Raw genomic sequence first — 18,874 nt, forward strand, 5'->3', positions numbered from 1 at the left:
AAGATAATTTATTATGAAAGAAACTAGAACTTATACAGCGCCATACTATCGCTTGATAAGTATGTTGATACTGGTGTTCCTTCTGGCCGGGCAAACGTTGTTTGCCCAGTCAGTAGAGGTGAACGGAGTTATCAGAGACCAATCAGGAGAAACCATTGTAGGGGCTACAGTGATGGAAGCAGGGACCCAAAATGGAAGCATTACAAACGTTGACGGAGAATTCCGGATCACTGTGGGCAGCCCGGATGCTGTTCTTCGGGTGAGTTTTATCGGATACGCCATTCAAGAAATTCCTTTGGCCGGGCGAAGCTCTGTATCTATTATTCTGCAGGAAGATATGGAAGCTTTGGATGAGGTGGTGGTGGTTGGTTATGGTGCCCAGAAAAAGGAAAGTGTTGTGGGGGCCATTTCACAGATTTCTTCTGCCGAATTGTTGAGGTCGCCTGCAGGAAACGTTTCGCAGGCCATTTCGGGAAAGATTCCCGGCGTGGTAACCACTCAGACTTCCGGTGCACCCGGAGCAGATGATGCGCAGATATTTATTCGTGGCCGTGCCACTTTTGCTGGTGACGGACAACCATTGATCCTTGTGGACGGCGTGGAGCGTGCTTTTTCTCAAATAGCGCCGGACGACATACAATCCATTTCGGTTCTGAAAGATGCTTCTGCAACGGCTGTTTATGGTGTGCGGGGTGCCAACGGCGTGATTCTTATTACCACCAAGCGGGGTAAAGATATGAAACCTGTTGTGAGTCTTACGGCCAATTGGCAAACCCAAAGTCCTACCCGCGAGAACACCTACCTCAATTCTTTCCAGTCGGTCACCCTGCTGGAGGAAGCTTTAGCCAACGACGGGCAGCCTTCTCAGTTTTCTGCTTCGGACATTGAAATGTTTGAGCGATCGTCCAGTGGGCAATTGAGTGGTTTGGATGCAATGCTTTACCCAAATGTTGATTGGTACGATGCCATTTTGAGATCCTCAGCCCCGGCTCAGCGCTACAATGTTAACATTCAGGGAGGAACCAGCCGGATGCGTTACTTCGTTTCCAGTGAGTTTTACAATCAGCAGGGGCTTTTCCAGAATTTAAGTCAGGACAAGTATGGGAATGAATCAAATACCAACTACAACAGATATGCCTTCCGGGCCAACCTGGATTTCCTGGTGAGTCGGGACCTGACCGCTTCTATTAATTTCGGAACGCGTTTTGAGGAAAGGAATGGCCCCAATACTGCGGAGAGTGGTGGTTTCAGTGAAGTGTTTTATGAGTTAAATCACACCCCGGGCTGGCTTTTCCCTGTGAATTATACCATTCAGGAAGGTGAAACGGAGCGTGTGTTGTATGGTGGAAGTTCTCAATACCAGAATAACATTGCCGGACGACTGGCTAAAGCTGGCTTTTACAGGGCCACGAACACCATTAGTGAAACCAATTTTATTATGGATTATAAGATGGGTTGGCTGACCGAGGGCTTAAGTGCCAAAGCGATGATGTCTTTCGATTATGACGCCTATTACAATCGTAGGTTTACAGCTGCTTTTGCTACCTACGAACTCAATGACAGGGATAACTATCAGTCGATTGATGCCTATAACAAGTTTAATACGGATACAGAATTAGCTTATGCCGGAAATGATCAAACCACACAATATAAGCTCTATTTTGAGTATCAACTGAATTATGCCCGTGAATTTGGTAAGAATGATGTAACCGCCATGGTCTTGTATAACCAAAATGACTTTCGTTATCAGGCCGATTTGGCACAGCGCTATCAGGGTTTGGTTGGTCGCGTTACTTATGGTTACGACAGTCGCTATCTTGCTGAAATTAACGCCGGTTACAATGGGTCGGAAAACTTTATTGAGGGAAAACGTTTTGGCTTTTTCCCCTCTTTCTCACTGGGATGGCTCATGAGCAATGAGGCTTTTATGAGTTCTACGCGCGACTGGCTAAATAATTTGAAGATTCGGGGCTCCTACGGTGAGGTTGGTAATGATGTGTATATGATTAACAATGTGCGTCAGCGCTTTTTATATGAGCAAAAATGGACGCAATTGCCCAATGCTTATTTCTTTGGGACAACCGGATATACAGGTATATATGAAGGTCAATACCCGAACTATGCCGTTACCTGGGAACGGGCCAATAAGTACAATCTCGGGCTTGAATTCGGCCTTTGGAATGGCATGCTTAATGGTAACGTAGATCTGTTCAGTGAAACGCGCAATAACATTTTAACCGCCTATCTGACCCGTCCTGAATGGGTGGGTGTAACAATGGCCGCAGGAAATCTGGGTGAAACCAAAAACAGCGGTTTTGAAATTGAATTGAAGCATGCCAATCATATTGGTCAGGATTTTACTTATACGGTAGGTATGTCCTATTCGCATGCCAAAAATGAAATCCTCGACATGAATGAGCCGGCCCTTAAAACCGATTACAGAAAGCGCGAAGGACATCCAATTGAGCAGTACTTCGGTCTGGTGGTGGATGGATTTGTCACCTCCGAAGATCTGGCCAATCCCAATTTACCTGTTTCTACTTATGGGGATGTTCAGGTAGGTGATCTGAAATACCGGGATATTAACGGGGATGGTTTTATTGATGACCGGGATGAGACCGCCATTGGTTTCAGTAATATTCCGGAAAATACCTTCTCTCTTTCATTAGGTGCTGATTATAGGGCTGGGGATTCAATGTGATGTTTCAGGGTGTAGATAATGTGAGTCGGTATTATGATGCAGAAGCCATGTATAGTTTTGTGAACGGAGGAAAGGTTAAAGAGCATCATTTGGATCGTTGGGATCCAGCCAGAAGTGAAGCCGAAAACCTGGCCAATGCCAAGTATCCTTTGTTGCATTATGACAGTTTCGGGGATCATAATCAGCGTTTGAATTCCTTTTTTCTTCAAAATGGTGCTTTTGTCCGCTTGAAAAATATTGAATTGAGCTACACGCTTCCTGTTATCTGGACAAGTTCAGTCGGGATCAGTAATTGCCGGTTTTATGTTAATGCCAACAATCTGATTACCTGGGATCATTTGGACGGAATTTCCGATCCGGAAAGCAACGGTTCAAACCGTTATCCTATCATGAAAACAGTTAATCTAGGAGTTAATTTAAAATTCTAACAAGCTATGAATAAGATATTATTATACATCTGTGTGTTAGGGATTTCAGCCATTACATTGAGCTCTTGCGAGGATATGTTTGGTGACTTCCTGGACAAGCAGCCAAGCAACGAGTTGACGGAAGAACAGGTCTTTAATGACTGGTCAACCACCATGCAGTTTCATTTCGATACCTATAATTTTTTGCGACATGGTGCCGGTCGGATTCAAGGATCGTGGTTGGATGCGGCCACTGATTTAGCAGGAACCAGTTTTTCAGACGGGGGCGTGCGTACCACTTTTAATATTGGAAATTATTATGGCAATGCCGGATATTCAGAACTTGTGGGAACCTGGGAGCATTACTATCGGGGTATCCGCAAGTGCAATATGTTGCTAACCCGTATCGATAGTGTGCCTAAAGCTTCGGATTTGAGTGATGAAAAATATGCCACGGATAAATTGAATTATAAGTCGGAGGCCCGCTTTTTACGTGCCTTCTTTTATTGGGAATTGTTTTTACGGTATGGCCCTGTTCCCTTGGTGACCGAGGTGCTCGATCCCAATGGGGATTTGTTGAGTGGTTATTCAACGCGTCCCTCCATTAAAGAGTATGTCGTTGATTTTGTGCTGAAGGAACTGGAAGAGTGTGAAGCCGGACTCATGCCTTATGAGGATGGTGTGAAGGCGGCCAATGCCGGCAGGATCAGTCAGCCGATGGCACGGGCGCTCCAATCCCGTATAACGCTTTATATGGCTAGCGACCGATTTCGTTCAGAATCCGGCATTAGTTGGGTGGACGCTGCCCTTTCTGCCAAAAGTTTCATGGATGATTATGGAGCGGATTACGGACTTTTTCAGGATTCAAATGGAAAGAATGCCTATCGAAATGCCATTCTTCGGACCACCTATGAAGGACAAAACAATGAAGTGATTTTCTTTCGAAATGATCTGAAAATTGGATGGGGGGCTATTATTAATGATACCCCGGTGGGCGAAGGTGGCAGAGGAGGATTGTCCCCTTCTCAGAATTTAGTGGATATGTATGATATGGCGGATGGTTCTTCCCCCTTTGCTGAATACGATGAAACCGGTGCCCCTGTTTATGCAGGCTCACTGAGTCCTGCAGTCAATGCCTCAAGTCCTTATGATGATAGCAAGCCCTGGAGCAATCGGGACCCCCGTCTGTCGGCTACCGTCCTGTATCATGGAGAGAGTTGGGGTGACGGCGTCATCAACGTGATTAAAGGTCAGCGCGACAATCCTGTAGGTAATACCAATGCCAGTCCCACCGGCTACTATGTCAGAAAGTATATACCGGAAAACATATTGGCGGCCAATAAAACAGGAACCAGCTATCGTAATTGGATTTTTATTCGATACGCAGAAATATTGCTGAATTATGCCGAAGCTGTGAATGAGGCCAATGGTCCATCTGTCGAAGTCTATGATGTTTTGGATGCCCTGCGTCATCGTGCAGGCATCAGCGGCAATGTGGGCGATCGTACCGATTTAACCTCCTCACAGGAGAATATGCGTCGATTTATTCGTAAAGAAAGAGCGGTAGAATTGGCCTTCGAAGAGCATCGCTTTTGGGATGTTCGTCGATGGAATGTGGCTAACGAAGCCCTTTCACGTCCCATATATGGCGTGGAGGTGGCCAGTGACGGTTCTGTTTCACGCAAGGTGGCGCAAGAGCGCGTGTTTGAAAATAGGATGTACCTCTATCCTATTCCAGAGGCAGAGATTTGGAAGACAGATATAGAAAACAATCCTGGGTGGTAATCCTTTAATTGAATGATGCTATGTGTAATACAATGAGAAATATAACTAGTAATTGGGCGGGGGCTTTTAAGCTCCTTCTGATGGGTGTTTTCTTTCTTGCTACGCTCACTACTTTTGCGCAGGAAGCAAAGATACTTAAGGGACAAATAGTGGATTCTGAAGGAAATCCCATCTCCGGTGCCATTGTGAACGTTGCGGAGTCGAGTCGTATTGTTTTATCCGATGCGGACGGTTATTTTAGTTTGGAGAATGTAAAAGTCAATGACGAAATTACCGTAACGAGTGTTGGCTATAAAAGTAAAATCCTTAATGCGGAATTTACGGAGGATTTTCAGATCGTGTTGGCATCCGATTTGGATCGGTATGCACACACAACGCCGGTGGGCTTCGACCGGAAGAAAAAGAAGTTTGTAACGGAGGCGACCTCTGTTGTTACAGGAGAAGAGCTGGAGAAACACCCCATAACCGTGTTGCAAAATGCTTTTACCTCCACGGTGACGGGGGTGGCGACTTACGAATGGGCCAGTGAGCCGGGATGGACGGAATCGGCCATCTATATCCGTGGCATCAGGACCATGAACCAAAATGCCCGGTCTCCACTGGTCATTGTGGATGATGTGGAAAGGGATTTTGCGTTTTTGGACGCCTATCCGATTGAAAGCATTACGATCCTGAAGGACGCGGCCGCCACTTCTATTTATGGCATGCGAGGGGCCAATGGTGTGATTCTCGTCACCACAAAACGTGGAGAGGAAGGGCGCACAAAAATATCCTTCACCCAGGAAGTGGGGGTGCAAACACTCACCGGCAGAATGGAAACCCAAAATTCCTATAATATGGCCCTGACGCGTAACCAGGTCAGGTACCTGGATGGCAAGGATCCGGTATACACCGATGAGCAAATAGAAATGTACCGCCGTGTGACGGAGGGTGAGCAGTTGGAGGGTATGGACAGTTACAAGTATTTTAACACCAATTGGTTTGATGAACTGTACAGGGACACCGCCCCGATGTCAAAAACCAACTTGTCGCTGAGTGGCGGAAATGAGTTTGCCCGATACTATGTTTCTCTTTCTTATCTGAATCAGGGAGGGATGTGGAATGACAAATGGACGGAATACAACGAGGGGTTCAGTACCCAACACACCTTGGATCGTTATAACTTGCGCTCGAATGTGGATATTGATGTGAATAAGTATCTCAATGTTTCCCTGGATTTGGGGGGACGGATTGATAACATCTCGCAACCTTTAGCCGGCGTGTTTGGTATTGTTACCTTTGGTGCGGTTGAAGCCAATCCCATGGAGCCTGTATACATGCCCAACGGTGACATTTATGCTTCAAGTACGGCCAACAATGCCGGTCGTTTGCTGGCTTCATCCGGTATTAATAAAAACCGTCGAAGAAATTTGTACAGTACAGTGGATATTACCGGTGATTTGGGCGAGCTGATTCCTGGATTGAAGGCCAATGCCATTGTTAGTTTCGACTCCTATGAGACTTTTATGGCACAGCAGTCCAACAATGTGAATTCGTACAACTACGATTATACCTCCGATGTTGCTGATGTTTCAGAGTACACAACCACGCGTTACTCCACCTATTCAGCCCTCTCAAACCCGGCCACAACTCCAAGGGACTATTATTACAATGTCAACTTCAGGGCAGGGTTAAAATACAATAACACCTTCGGGAAGCATGCCGTGAATGCCCAATCATTCCTGAGAACCTATCAGAATGTCACGCATGGATCATCGTCCTCCAACAGGTACTTGTCCTATAATGGCCAGGTCAACTACATCTTTGACAACAGGTATATCCTATCTGGAAATGTATCCTATATGGGATCTGATAACTTTGCGGACGGAGAACGTTTTGCTTTGTTTCCCGGAGGTTCTGTGGGTTGGGTGCTTTCAGAGGAGTCCTGGTTGGAAAGTCCCAAAATCAATCTTTTAAAACTACGGGCCTCTTATGGCCGGGCCGGACAAGCGATTACCGGAGCAGGCAGGTATCCTTATCAGGGGACTTATGCCCTGGGTGGCGGCTACTCTTTTGGGACGTCACAGTCCTCTATCGGCGGCGTTTATGAAAGCAAGGCGGGAAACTACAACAGTAAATGGGAAATCTCAGACATGGCCAATATTGGTCTGGATTTTGATTTCTTTAACCGACAGCTGTACGGTTCAGCGGATGTATTTCAGGAATGGCGTTCCAATATTTTGGTAACACGATCAACGGTTCCTTTGTTGTTGGGCGTTACTGCGCCACAAGATTCCTATGGCAAGGCTGAGAGTAAAGGGTTTGAATGGACCATGGGGCATGAAAATAATGTGGGAAGATTTAAGTACTACGTAGAGGGTATGGTTAGCTGGAATACCAATGAAATCACAGAAATGGATGAGTTGGACCCGAACGTTGAATGGCAGCGGAAGACCGGCCAGCGCATCTTTGATAACACACCGGTTGCTGAACTTTACGAAGGACCTTTTACGAACAGTATCGGGGGTTGGAGTATGTATGAATTTACGCAATGGGCCAGTGATCCTTCAAAAATAGCAAGCAGTCACCAGGATGCCATTGATAACCCCGATAAGTATCCTTACCACACTGCTTCCGGGACCGGACAGCCATTGGGGACTGCTGTATTTAAAGATCGGGACGGGGATCGAAAAATTGATTCCAACGATATGGCGCCCGATGGATTTACACTCATTCCTGAATTGATTCCATCGCTTAATATTGGCTTTGAATGGAGAGGTTTTGATGCACGTGTTATGCTTACCGCTTATCTGGATCGTTCTGTCTTTTTATCTCCTTCCATTAGCTTTTCCGGTTGGAGCAATATGGGTACGCACGAGGTCACCAAAGCCTGGGGTTATTTTAACGATGATCCGGCTGATCCGCGCAATGTGAACGCCCTTTATCCGCGGCCGACATATGGTGGTTATAATGCCATTGACAGTGACAGGGGGTCAGGAACCTATCAAAATGACATCTGGATTAGAAGCGGGGATTTTCTTTCTCTGCGCAATGTCGAGGTGGGTTATTCCTTACCCAAAGAATTTATTGCGAAGGCCAACATGACGGAATTTCGCGTATATTTTAGCGGATATAATTTACACACATTTAGTGATTTGCCAGACAATGTTGATCCTGAGAAGCCCATGAGCTACGTTTGGTGGTATCCGAAAACCCGGTCTTTTTCCATGGGGGTAAGGATTGGTTTTTAATCGAAAAAAGGCATAAGGATGATACTGAGCAAATTGTCCCAACCAATAAATGAACTAAAATATTCAATGATGAACAAATTATTTTTATATATATCAACGGCCCTATTCGTATTTGCCTTGAATTCCTGCAGTGATTTTCTTGACAAGGAATACGATTTGTCTATGGCAGAAGAGCAGGTGTTTTCCAACGAGGCCAACACCCGTGGGTTTTTAGCCAACATTTACACCAATCTTCCCGATGGTTTTAGTGGCTATAGCAATGGGCAATTCCTGGGGGCATCCCGCGATGTTATGACCGACAATGCCATTTCTTTTTGGAATGTGCATTATTATCATGGCGTGTTGACCGACAGTTATTCGGCCACCAATCATCCGCTTTTGGGATTTTGGGGAGCCAATGTGAGTGGCATCCGAAAAACCAACCAGTTTTTGAAGAATGCCAATGAGGCTGTTATTGGTAATGCCGAAAAGGCGGGAGATGACAACCGCTTGTACGACAGAAATATGGCCGAAGCCAAACTTTTGCGTGCTATTTTTCATTTTGAGTTGGTGCGATGGTTTGGGGATGCACCCATCATCGGTGAAGACGAGAATGGCATACCCATTGTCTTTGATTTGAGTAATGCCGGTGCCATGAACATGGAGCGCACAGATGCGGCCGATGCATTGAAATGGATTGCTGATCAGTGTGATGAGGTAAAGGATGAACTACCCTTCCGTTATGAAAATGAAACGTCCAACTGGGGGCGGGTGAATGGGGCTGTGGCCTATGCTCTAAAATCCCGTGCCCTTTTGTATCGCGCCTCAAAACTGAACAATCCGGAGAATGATCCTTCCTACTGGAGTGCGGCTGCACAAGCAGCCAAAGATTTCTTCCGGGTGAACAATGCACACAGTGATCCCTATCAATTGTATAGCACAGGAGATCCTGACAACGATTATTATGAGTGCTTTGTGACCACCCCTATGTTGAATAATGAATTTATTCTTTGTCGTTCAGCATGGACAACACTTGAAATTGATCTACAATTGGCCCCTTGTGGTTTTAGTGGTGCCGTGAATGCTGTGGGACGAACCAATCCTACTCAAAATCTGGTGGATAGTTATGAGACCAGAAATGGTCTTCCCATTGATCAAGATCCTTCGTATGATCCCCAAAATCCTTATGCCAACCGTGATCCCCGGTTAAATCAAACCATTCTTCACCATGGCTCGATGTGGGGCGATCAAGAGCAGGAAGAATACCGGGCTGTAGATGTCTCTCAACCGGATGGCATCGATTATCAGGCGCTTCACGGAGGTACGCTGACAGGGTACTATACCAAGAAGTTTCTGAACAATATCTCGTTTAAAAATCCCAACGTACCTATCCATGCCTGGCCCGTTTTTCGCTACGGGGAAATGTTACTGAATGCGGCCGAGGCCATCAATGAAGCAGAGGGTCCGGGAGCCGCTTACCCATACATTAACGAATTACGCGCCCGGGTTGGCATGCCGGCTTATTCCGGAATGACGAAGGAGGTATTACGTGAAAGAATCAGAAACGAACGTCGGATCGAACTCAGTTTTGAGGACCACCGCTTTTTTGACGAGCGTCGCTGGATGCTTTTTGAGGGTCAGAGTAGTGCTTCGGAACAGGATAAACCCTTATATCACCAGTATTATAATTTGTACGGGGTAAGGGTGACCAATGCGCTGGATCCTGTTTATGAATATGCGCCTGCAGAAATGCATCCCAGACGGTCCTTTTCAAGTCCCAAAAACTATTTATTCCCCTTACCGGATGATGAAGTTAAACGGGCACCTGCCCTTGGTCAGAATCCTGGCTGGGAATTAAGCAGTTCCGAAGAGTAACAAAAAAAGCCATCCCGATACCGGGATGGCTTTTTGGCTAAAAGAACAAATCAATCTTTGGTTAGCAAGGTCTTATTTGTATTCGTCCCAGCTTTTGATGGATATGTCATCCATGCCCATTTTACAGAAGGAGGCAATAAAGGCGCTGGCCAGACGGGCGTTGGTGATCAATGGAATGTTGAAGTCAATGCCACTCCGCCTGATCTGGTAGCCATTTTTCAACTCTCCCTTGGAGAGGTTCTTGGGAATGTTAATGATCAGATCGAGTTGCTTATCCCGGATGTAATCCATGGTGTTGGGTTGTTTTTCCGGCTCATCGGGCCAGTGCAAAAGGGTCGTTTCCACGCCATTTTCAGCAAAGAACTTCTGCGTGCCGGAAGTCGCATACAGGTTGTAACCCTTTTCCTTTAACAAACGGGCGCTGGCCAACAATTCTATTTTGTCGCGCAGGGGGCCGGATGAAATCAGCACATTCTTTTCAGGTATGCGGTAGCCCACCGAAAGCATGGCCTGCAGAACAGCGTCGTAATAGTTCTCACCAATACATCCCACCTCACCGGTTGAAGCCATATCGACCCCCAGTACCGGGTCGGCATGCTGTAAGCGGGCAAAAGAAAACTGGGGGGCTTTGATGCCCACGTAGTCCAGTTCAAACAGGTTTCTGGCCGGCTTTTCAACCGGTAAATCCAGCATCACCCGGGTGGCGATGTCGATGAGGTTCACCTTGAGTACTTTTGATACGAAGGGGAAACTCCGGGAAGCTCTGAGGTTACACTCGATGACTTTAATGTCGTTGTCCTTGGCCAGTAATTGCATATTGAAAGGGCCGGAGATATTCAGCGCAGCCGCAATTTTGCGTGAGATGCGCTTAACTCTTCGGATGGTCTCAACATATAATTTTTGCGGCGGGAAAACGATGGTGGCATCACCCGAGTGAACCCCTGCAAACTCAATGTGCTCTGAGATGGCGTAGGCAATCACTTCACCATTTCTGGCCACCGCATCCACTTCAATTTCTTTGGCCTGTTCAATAAATTCTGAAACGACCACCGGATATTGTTTCGACACATTGGCGGCCAGTTGCAGAAAATGTTCCAGTTCGTCCCGGTTACTCACCACATTCATGGCTGCGCCCGATAGCACGTAGGAGGGGCGCACCAAAACCGGAAAGCCGACTTCCTCTACAAAGGCGAAAATGTCCTCCACCGAAGTCAGCTCATTCCAGCGGGGTTGGTCGATGCCCAAATCATCCAGCAGAGAGGAGAATTTTTGACGGTTCTCCGCGCGGTCAATGTCCTCAGGGGAAGTACCCAGAATGGGCACGTTTTGGTTGTGCAGACGCATGGCCAGATTGTTGGGAATTTGCCCACCCATGGAAATGACCACCCCTTTGGGTGCTTCCAGATCGGCAATGTCCAGCACCCGCTCCAGCGTCAGTTCATCAAAAAAGAGGCGTTTACACACATCGTAATCGGTACTCACCGTTTCGGGGTTGTAGTTGATCATGACCGACCGGAAGCCTTGTTCGTTCACGGTCTCCACGGCATTAACGCTACACCAGTCAAACTCCACACTGCTGCCAATGCGGTAGGCGCCGGAGCCCAGTACGATGACCGACAGACCGTCCCTTTCAAATTCAATGTCATGGGTTGAACCGTTGTAAGTGAGGTAGAGGTAGTTGATCTGGGCCGGGAATTCACCAGCCATGGTATCGATTTGCTTGACCACCGGCAGGATGTTTCGTTCCTTTCGGTGGGCCCTGACCTCTAACAGACCTTTTTCCATGTCCAGATTGGGGGTGTTTAGCACCACCCGGGCAATCTGGAAATCGGAGTAGCCAATTTTCTTGGCCTCTATTAATAATTGGTCGGGCAGCTCTTTCAGGTTGTTATACGCCCCCAGCTCTTTCTTGAGTTCTGTGATGTTTTTAAGTTTCTCCAAAAACCACTTATCGATCCTGCTAAGCTCATGAATTTCATCCACGCTCATGCCTTGCTCCAAAGCTTCCGCAATGACAAAGATGCGCTGGTCGGTCGGCTCGGTCAGCTCCTTTCGCACATCCAGGCTTTTGAGCTCCTGATTGCCCACAAAACCATGCATGCCCTGGCCCACCATGCGCAGACCTTTCTGAATCACCTCTTCAAAGGTCCGGCCAATGGCCATGATCTCGCCCACACTCTTCATGCTGGAACCAATCTGACGGGATACGCCGGTGAACTTATTCAGGTCCCAACGCGGAATTTTACAAACAATATAATCCAGTGCCGGCTCAAAGAAGGCGGAGGTGACTTTGGTGACGGAGTTTTTAAGTTCATGCAGGCCGTAGCCCAGACCCAGTTTAGCGGCCACAAAGGCCAGCGGGTAACCGGTGGCCTTGGAAGCGAGGGCACTTGAACGGGAAAGGCGGGCATTGACTTCAATCACGCGATAGTCCTCCGAATAGGGATCCAGCGTGTATTGCACATTACATTCACCCACCACACCTATGTGTCGGATGATTTTGATGGCCAGCTCGCGTAGTTTGTGGTATTCCGCATTGCTTAAGGTCTGCGAAGGTGCCACCACAATGCTCTCTCCTGTGTGAATACCCAGCGGATCAAAGTTTTCCATGTTACACACAGTGATGCAGTTGTTATAAGCATCCCGTACCACTTCGTACTCCACTTCCTTCCAGCCTTTGAGCGATTCTTCCACCAGGATTTGATTGGAGTAGGAGAAGGCATTGTCGGCCCGTACTTTTAATTCCTCCCGATTGGCACAGAATCCACTGCCCATGCCGCCCAGGGTGTAAGCTGCCCTTACAATAATGGGATAGCCGATGCTGTCGGCGGCTTCGAGAGCGGCGTTGACCGATGTCACCGCAATACTTTTGGGGGTTTTGACGTCAATTTCGGCCAGTTTGCCGGCAAAAATTTCCCGGTCTTCTGTGTCGATGATCGACTGGACCGGGGTTCCCAAAACCTCTACATGGTATTTCTCCAGGAGTCCCGCTTCAAAGAGTTTAACCCCGCAGTTAAGGGCCGTTTGACCACCAAAAGCAAGGAGAAGTCCGTCGGGCTTCTCCTTGATCAATACTTGTTCAACGAAATAAGGAGTAACGGGCAGGAAATAAATTTTATCCGCCAACTTTTCAGAGGTTTGAACGGTGGCGATGTTGGGGTTGATGAGTACGGTGTAAACGCCCTCCTCTTTCAAGGCTTTAATGGCTTGTGAGCCGGAATAATCAAACTCCCCGGCTTCTCCGATCTTAAGCGCTCCTGAGCCCAGGATGACTACCTTATTAACGTTCTTTTTCATGCTTCTGTGTTGTTTTAAGACCCATCCTTCGTTTTATGCTGAAGGCCTTTGGCCAATACCGTTTCTGAATGTCTTTAATTTTCAGAGTACAAAGTTACATCAACTTTCCTCAATTTTCTTCATTACAATGAAAATTTTTGCATATTTTATGAATAAAATTTGCATATCCTCCAGGACGTATTCGTCTTCCTTCATCCATATGCCGGGTCAGTTGCTTATATCCTTCATAGATTCATAATATATTCAAAAAAAGTGGTTAATTCTTTTTTGGTTGATATTATTTGTATAATTTTGCACTTTCCTTGGATATTTATTCAACAACTAAAGCATCTTCCGAATGAAGATTAAAACACAAAGAATTATCACCATCGTTCAGCTGATTGAAAACAATCGGGTAGGGAGTCAGGAAGAATTGCTGACCTTGCTGGAAGGTGCCGGGTTTAAAACGACCCAGGCCACGCTGTCAAGGGATTTAAAGGCTTTAAAGGTGGCCAAGCAGCCCGATCAGGACGGGGGTTATGTGTATGTGTTGCCCGATACCCAGTCCTCGCCCGAAGAAATGGATGGGAGCTATGGTGATTTTCCGTTGAGCGGCATTTTATCCATGGAATTTTCGGGGAATATGGCAGTTATCAAAACCAGACCGGGTTTTGCCAATGGCATCGCATCGGTGATCGACAGTCACGGTGCTTTTGAAATATTGGGAACCATTGCGGGAGACGATACGATATTATTAATTAACCGGGACAGTATTTCCCGAAATGATGTATTGACCGCCCTGTCGCTTTTTATACCGGGGATTCGGGATAAAGTGGTTGGGTGAGGAATTTTGAGTGAGAGACAGGAATTGTAGCACCAGGTATATATTATATAGGGAATGGAGAACGAGATTACCATACACACTGCTTCTGAAAAGCACCTCGATTACGTCGATGTGATTTTGCATACCATTGCAGAGGCTGCCAAAGTAAGGGGAACAGGAATTGCCAAGCGAAATCCGGAATACGTCAAGCTGAAAATAGTGGAAGGCAAAGCATTATTGCTTTGGCAGGAGATGTGTTTGCCGGTTTTTGCTACATCGAGTCGTGGGGGCATGATAAGTTTGTGGCCAACTCGGGACTGATCGTAGCCGACGAATTTCGTGGCCGGGGATTGGCGCGCGATATTAAGCGAAAGGCTTTTGAGTTGTCAAAGGTTCGTTATCCGCACGCCAAGATTTTTGGTCTGACCACTGGTCTGGCCGTGATGAAGATCAACTCAGAACTGGGTTATAAGCCGGTGACTTTTTCAGAGCTGACCGATGATGAGCAATTCTGGAAGGGTTGTCAGAGCTGCGTGAATTATGACATTCTTTTACGTACCAACCGCAAACATTGCTTGTGTACGGGTATGTTGTATGATCCTGAAAAGGAGGAAAAAAAACAGGCCAAACCCCTTCCGCAGAAAAAACTGAAGGTGTATGAGCGTTGGTTACAGTTTAAAAGGTTTGTATTTCTTAAAAATAATAAAAAGGGAACCGGAGGAGGTGCCGGAAAAGGAAAAAATGTTTTTCAGCGTTTGATGGCCTTCTTTTTTTTAGTTGCCAAAATATAATTATCTCATGAAGGAAAAAGTAATATTAGCGTACAGCGGTGGCCTGGATACTTCGTACTGTGTCAAGTTTCTGGCCAAAGAGAAAAATCTCGATGTCTACTCAGCCATTGCCAATACAGGCGGGTTTTCAAAAGAAGAATTGGCCGATATTGAAGAAAAGGCCTATGCGCTTGGGGTGACCAAACACGTCACTCTGGATGTAACCGATTCATACTACCAAAACTGTATCCGTTACATGGTGTATGGTAATGTTTTAAAAAACAACACCTACCCCTTGTCGGTTTCCTCGGAGCGCATTTTTCAGGCCCTGGCCATTGTGAATTATGCCCGTGAAAAAGGAGCTAAATACATTGCCCATGGAAGTACGGGTGCCGGTAACGATCAGATAAGGTTTGATTTGACCTTCCAGATTCTGGCCCCCGATATTGAAATACTGACCCCCATACGGGATCAGGTGCTGAGTCGCGAAGACGAAATCAACTACCTCAAAAAAGAGGGGGTGGAGCGGGACTGGTCCAAGATGGCTTATTCCATCAATAAAGGTCTTTGGGGCACCAGTATCGGCGGGAAAGAAACCCTGACGTCTGATCAGGCGCTTCCGGGCGATGCCTACCCTTCGCAGCGTTTGAAGGAAGGGCTTGAGCGTTTGGAACTGGAATTTTTGGCGGGCGAACTGGTGGCGGTCAATGGTCAGTCTTTTGCCGATAAGGTGGATGCCATTCGTGAAGTAGAGCGCCTCGGGTCCGCCTATGCCATTGGTCGCGATATCCACGTGGGAGATACCATTATAGGTATCAAAGGCCGCGTTGGTTTTGAAGCCGCTGCGCCCACCCTGATTATCAAAGCGCACCATTTGTTGGAAAAGCACACGCTGACCAAGTGGCAAATGTACTGGAAAGAGCAAATGGCCAACTGGTATGGCATGATGCTGCATGAGGCGATGTATCTGGAGCCGGTGATGCGCGACATTGAAGCCTTCCTTGAAAGTAGCCAGAGCAATGTAACCGGTAAGGTCTTTATCGATCTGCATCCCTATCACTTCCACATGGTGGGCATTGATTCGACGCACGATTTAATGAAAAGTGATTTTGGCGAGTACGGTGAAGTTAATAAGGCATGGGATGGCGATGATGTGCGGGGATTTACAAAAATCATCTCCAATTCCCTGAAGATTTTTAACAATGTCAATAAAGGACAGTTAGATATTAAGCAATGATAAAAGTTGGAATAGCGGGAGGGGCCGGTTACACGGCCGGTGAGTTGATTCGCATATTGCTGGGACATCCGCAGGCGGAGTTGGTCTGGATCTTAAGTGGCAGTCACGCCCATGAACCGGTGCACAAAGTACACCGCGATTTGTTGGGGGATACCGATTTGGTTTTTGTCGAAAAGCCTGATTTTTCAGCCGTAGATGTGGTTTTTTTCTGCATGGGCCACGGAAAGTCTGCTGCCTTCCTGGAAGGCCATTCCATTCCGGACCGTGTAAAAATAATCGATCTCAGCCACGACTACCGTCTGAAGGCCGAAGGAAACGACTTTGTCTATGGTCTGCCCGAAATGAGTCGGGAAGCCATCCAGGAAGCCACACACGTGGCGAATCCCGGATGTTTTGCCACAGCCATTCAATTGGCCTTGCTGCCACTGGCGGATGCCGGTTTGTTGACAGAGGTGCACATTCATGCCATTACGGGTTCAACGGGGGCCGGACAAGCGCCTTCCGGCACCACGCATTTTAGCTGGCGCAATAATAACATTTCTGTTTATAAGGCTTTTGGACACCAGCACCTGCAAGAGATCGGACAGTCGTTAAAAGCCCTGATGCCAGCCTTTGACGCAGCGGTGAATTTTGTGCCGTTGCGGGGCGATTTTGCCCGGGGCATATTGGCATCGGTCTATCTCGATTGTGATCTGAGTCAGGAAGAAGCCTGCCGGTTGTTCGACCGCTACTATGAAACGGCTGTTTTCACCAGTCGATTCGAAGAGAATATTGACCTTAAGCAGGTGGTGAATACCAATAAATGTTTGCTGCATGTGGCCAAATATGATGGCAAGTTGCATGTGACCAGTGTGATTGACAACCTGACAAAGGGCGCATCGGGACAGGCCATACACAATATGAATCTGATGTTTGGTATAGCGGAAAAAACCGGATTGTATCTGAAGCCTTCGGCTTTTTAATAATTGGAAGTAAATGGATTTATTCGATGTATACCCACTCATGAACGTAAGTCCTGTGAAGGCAGAAGATTGTTATGTTTGGGATGATAAGGGGGTCAAATATCTGGATTTATACGGGGGCATGCGGTCATCAGCATCGGCCATTCTCATCCGCACTACGTTCGGCGCATCAGTGAGCAGCTGAACCGCATTGGGTTTTATTCCAATTCGGTTCAAAATCCCCTGCAGCAGGAGTTGGCTCAAAAGCTGGGGGCTGCATGCGGACTGGAAGATTATGCGCTTTTTCTATGCAATTCAGGGGCTGAAGCCAACGAAAATGCCCTTAAACTGGCCTCCTTCCATACCGGTAAAAGTCGGGTCATCGCCTTTAAGAAGGCTTTTCACGGACGGACATCTGCCGCCGTAGCGGCCACAGACAACCCCAAAATTCAGGCGGGTGTCAATAAAGGATTGGAGGTGGCTTTTGTACCCCTGAACGATTTGGCGGCTGTTGAGGCGGAAATAGCCAAAGGGGATGTGTGTGCGGTGATTGTTGAAGGTATTCAGGGCATTGCCGGCATCCATGTGGCCGAAGACGCTTTTTTGCAAGGGCTGGATCGGTTATGCCGCAGTTCTGAAGTGGTGCTTATTCTGGATGAAATTCAATCGGGATACGGCCGTTCAGGCCATTTCTTTGCCTTTGAGCCATCCGGCATTCAGCCCCATATTGTTACAACCGCCAAAGGCATGGGCAATGGTTTTCCCATTGGCGGGGTGCTTATTTCGCCCGAATTTAAAGCCGAACATGGCATGCTGGGAACCACTTTTGGTGGCAATTACCTGGCTTGTGCCGCTGCTTTGGGTGTGCTGGAGGTGATGGAGCAGCAGAAGCTGGTCGAAAACGCCCGGGCCTTAGGCCGGGTTTTAATGGATGAATTGAAACAACTGGATGGTATTCGTGAGGTGCGGGGACGGGGACTGATGATTGGTTTGGCGTTCGATGCGCCGGTGGCCCCTTTGCGTAAGGCTCTGGTCGATCAATACCACATTTTTACAGGCGTTTCCTCTACCAATGTGATTCGCTTGTTGCCGCCGCTGACCCTCACAGAGGACATGGCCCGATATTTTATTAACAGTCTTAAAGCCTTACTAAAAACCCCTTAGATAGTATTTTATATTTATCATTCTAAAAACCCTAACCTTTAAATTATGATGCATTCACACTGGAACGAGGAATGGAAAGAAATTGTCTTTCCTGCCGGCGCATTGCGTAAGCGATACGCCATTAGCAACTACGGTCGTATTGTCAGCTATGCCAAAATCATGGCAGACGGCCAGCTGGTTAAAGGAGGATGTCTGAAAGGATACAAAACATTACCCCTGCGGCCTTTTGGAAAATCTACCACTTATTATGTGCATAAGTTGGTGGCCCAGTATTTCTTACCCCATGCTCAGGAGAGTGAGGATTATGTCATCCACCTCGATTTTAATAAGAGCAATAACTATGTCGGGAACCTGAAATGGGCCACTCGTCAGGAAACCTTTGTCCACCAACAAAACAACCCATGCGTGATTGAAGGACGGAAAAAGGTGAAGGAAAGATGTCCCGAGGCCGGTCCAAAACTCACATCAACCCAGGTCATGCGCCTCAAGAAGAAGCTGCTCGACCCCGAACGCAAAACCAAATTACGCATAATTGCCAAACAATTTGGCGTGAGTGAGATGCAGTTGCACCGCATACGCAAGGGGGAGAATTGGGCGCATGTGGAAGTTTCGTTAAAAACACGGGACTAGATTTGATTATCGCTGCAAATTTCCCTTTTTTAGGGCTTTGATTTTAAAACACACAG

General features: G+C 47.1%; 14 protein-coding genes. 13 read left to right on the forward strand and 1 reads right to left on the reverse strand.

Translation table 11 applies throughout. The annotated features are described in order from the left end of the window. The first annotated feature begins 13 nt into the window (after nt 1–13). The 5 genes from JCM15548_RS05045 to JCM15548_RS05060 all read left to right on the forward strand — a co-directional run bounded on the left by JCM15548_RS05045 (nt 14) and on the right by JCM15548_RS05060 (nt 9,977). On the forward strand, nt 14–2,701 hold the full coding sequence (locus tag JCM15548_RS05045; protein ID WP_227625490.1) for a SusC/RagA family TonB-linked outer membrane protein: 2,688 nt from the start codon (nt 14–16) through the stop codon (nt 2,699–2,701). Further along, a complete protein-coding gene (locus JCM15548_RS23090) occupies nt 2,701–3,129 on the forward strand; it encodes a hypothetical protein (protein ID WP_227625491.1) in 429 nt (142 codons plus the stop codon). Before JCM15548_RS05045 ends, JCM15548_RS23090 begins: the two co-directional genes overlap by 1 nt. Nucleotides 3,130–3,135: 6 nt before the next feature. Further along, nucleotides 3,136–4,893 (forward strand): RagB/SusD family nutrient uptake outer membrane protein, encoded by a 1,758-nt coding sequence (locus tag JCM15548_RS05050; protein WP_062122857.1) that lies wholly within the window; start codon nt 3,136–3,138, stop codon nt 4,891–4,893. A gap of 32 nt (nt 4,894–4,925) precedes the next feature. Beyond that, nucleotides 4,926–8,123 (forward strand): SusC/RagA family TonB-linked outer membrane protein, encoded by a 3,198-nt coding sequence (locus tag JCM15548_RS05055; protein WP_162198175.1) that lies wholly within the window; start codon nt 4,926–4,928, stop codon nt 8,121–8,123. 66 nt (nt 8,124–8,189) lie between these two features. Then, nucleotides 8,190–9,977: a RagB/SusD family nutrient uptake outer membrane protein gene (locus JCM15548_RS05060; protein ID WP_227625492.1), complete on the forward strand. Its 1,788-nt coding sequence runs from the start codon at nt 8,190–8,192 to the stop codon at nt 9,975–9,977. 72 nt (nt 9,978–10,049) lie between these two features. Here JCM15548_RS05060 and carB read toward each other — a convergent pair whose 3' ends face one another. Further along, the gene (gene carB / locus JCM15548_RS05065) at nt 10,050–13,274 is read right to left on the reverse strand and encodes a carbamoyl-phosphate synthase (glutamine-hydrolyzing) large subunit (protein ID WP_062122864.1); all 3,225 of its coding nucleotides are present in this window, start codon (nt 13,272–13,274) and stop codon (nt 10,050–10,052) included. Between the two features lie 337 nt (nt 13,275–13,611). Between carB and JCM15548_RS05070 the strand changes: the two genes are divergently transcribed. The 8 genes from JCM15548_RS05070 to JCM15548_RS05095 are packed head-to-tail and all read left to right on the forward strand — an operon-like array spanning nt 13,612 to nt 18,818. Further along, nucleotides 13,612–14,097 (forward strand): arginine repressor, encoded by a 486-nt coding sequence (locus tag JCM15548_RS05070; RefSeq protein WP_062122867.1) that lies wholly within the window; start codon nt 13,612–13,614, stop codon nt 14,095–14,097. A 54-nt stretch (nt 14,098–14,151) separates the two neighbouring features. Beyond that, nucleotides 14,152–14,397, forward strand: coding sequence for a hypothetical protein (locus tag JCM15548_RS23095; protein WP_227625493.1), 246 nt, complete (start codon nt 14,152–14,154; stop codon nt 14,395–14,397). Beyond that, a complete protein-coding gene (locus JCM15548_RS23100) occupies nt 14,319–14,867 on the forward strand; it encodes a GNAT family N-acetyltransferase (RefSeq protein WP_227625494.1) in 549 nt (182 codons plus the stop codon). Before JCM15548_RS23095 ends, JCM15548_RS23100 begins: the two co-directional genes overlap by 79 nt. A 7-nt stretch (nt 14,868–14,874) precedes the next feature. Beyond that, entirely contained in the window at nt 14,875–16,083 is a 1,209-nt protein-coding gene (locus tag JCM15548_RS05080; RefSeq protein ID WP_062122870.1) for an argininosuccinate synthase, read from the forward strand. Beyond that, nucleotides 16,080–17,045, forward strand: a complete 966-nt coding sequence (gene argC / locus JCM15548_RS05085; protein WP_062122873.1) for an N-acetyl-gamma-glutamyl-phosphate reductase — start codon at nt 16,080–16,082, stop codon at nt 17,043–17,045. The genes JCM15548_RS05080 and argC overlap by 4 nt, the downstream gene beginning before the upstream one ends. A gap of 13 nt (nt 17,046–17,058) precedes the next feature. Beyond that, the gene (locus tag JCM15548_RS23105) at nt 17,059–17,229 is read left to right on the forward strand and encodes a hypothetical protein (protein ID WP_227625495.1); all 171 of its coding nucleotides are present in this window, start codon (nt 17,059–17,061) and stop codon (nt 17,227–17,229) included. Continuing rightward, nucleotides 17,214–18,188, forward strand: coding sequence for an aspartate aminotransferase family protein (locus JCM15548_RS05090; RefSeq protein ID WP_262486903.1), 975 nt, complete (start codon nt 17,214–17,216; stop codon nt 18,186–18,188). Before JCM15548_RS23105 ends, JCM15548_RS05090 begins: the two co-directional genes overlap by 16 nt. Before the next feature lie 45 nt (nt 18,189–18,233). Continuing rightward, nucleotides 18,234–18,818 (forward strand): NUMOD4 domain-containing protein, encoded by a 585-nt coding sequence (locus tag JCM15548_RS05095; RefSeq protein WP_062122876.1) that lies wholly within the window; start codon nt 18,234–18,236, stop codon nt 18,816–18,818. The last annotated feature ends 56 nt before the right edge of the window (nt 18,819–18,874 follow it).

It is taken from the genome of Geofilum rubicundum JCM 15548 (genome assembly GCF_000974365.1).
Lineage (GTDB): Bacteria > Bacteroidota > Bacteroidia > Bacteroidales > Marinilabiliaceae > Geofilum > Geofilum rubicundum.

Coding starts and splice junctions, on each gene's coding strand:
- JCM15548_RS05045 (WP_227625490.1), top strand. CDS start 14: ATGAAAGAAACTAGAACTTATACAGCGCCATACTATCGCTTGATAAGT.
- JCM15548_RS23090 (WP_227625491.1), top strand. CDS start 2,701: ATGTTTCAGGGTGTAGATAATGTGAGTCGGTATTATGATGCAGAAGCC.
- JCM15548_RS05050 (WP_062122857.1), top strand. CDS start 3,136: ATGAATAAGATATTATTATACATCTGTGTGTTAGGGATTTCAGCCATT.
- JCM15548_RS05055 (WP_162198175.1), top strand. CDS start 4,926: ATGAGAAATATAACTAGTAATTGGGCGGGGGCTTTTAAGCTCCTTCTG.
- JCM15548_RS05060 (WP_227625492.1), top strand. CDS start 8,190: ATGATGAACAAATTATTTTTATATATATCAACGGCCCTATTCGTATTT.
- carB (WP_062122864.1), bottom strand. CDS start 13,274: ATGAAAAAGAACGTTAATAAGGTAGTCATCCTGGGCTCAGGAGCGCTT.
- JCM15548_RS05070 (WP_062122867.1), top strand. CDS start 13,612: ATGAAGATTAAAACACAAAGAATTATCACCATCGTTCAGCTGATTGAA.
- JCM15548_RS23095 (WP_227625493.1), top strand. CDS start 14,152: ATGGAGAACGAGATTACCATACACACTGCTTCTGAAAAGCACCTCGAT.
- JCM15548_RS05080 (WP_062122870.1), top strand. CDS start 14,875: ATGAAGGAAAAAGTAATATTAGCGTACAGCGGTGGCCTGGATACTTCG.
- argC (WP_062122873.1), top strand. CDS start 16,080: ATGATAAAAGTTGGAATAGCGGGAGGGGCCGGTTACACGGCCGGTGAG.
- JCM15548_RS23105 (WP_227625495.1), top strand. CDS start 17,059: ATGGATTTATTCGATGTATACCCACTCATGAACGTAAGTCCTGTGAAG.
- JCM15548_RS05095 (WP_062122876.1), top strand. CDS start 18,234: ATGATGCATTCACACTGGAACGAGGAATGGAAAGAAATTGTCTTTCCT.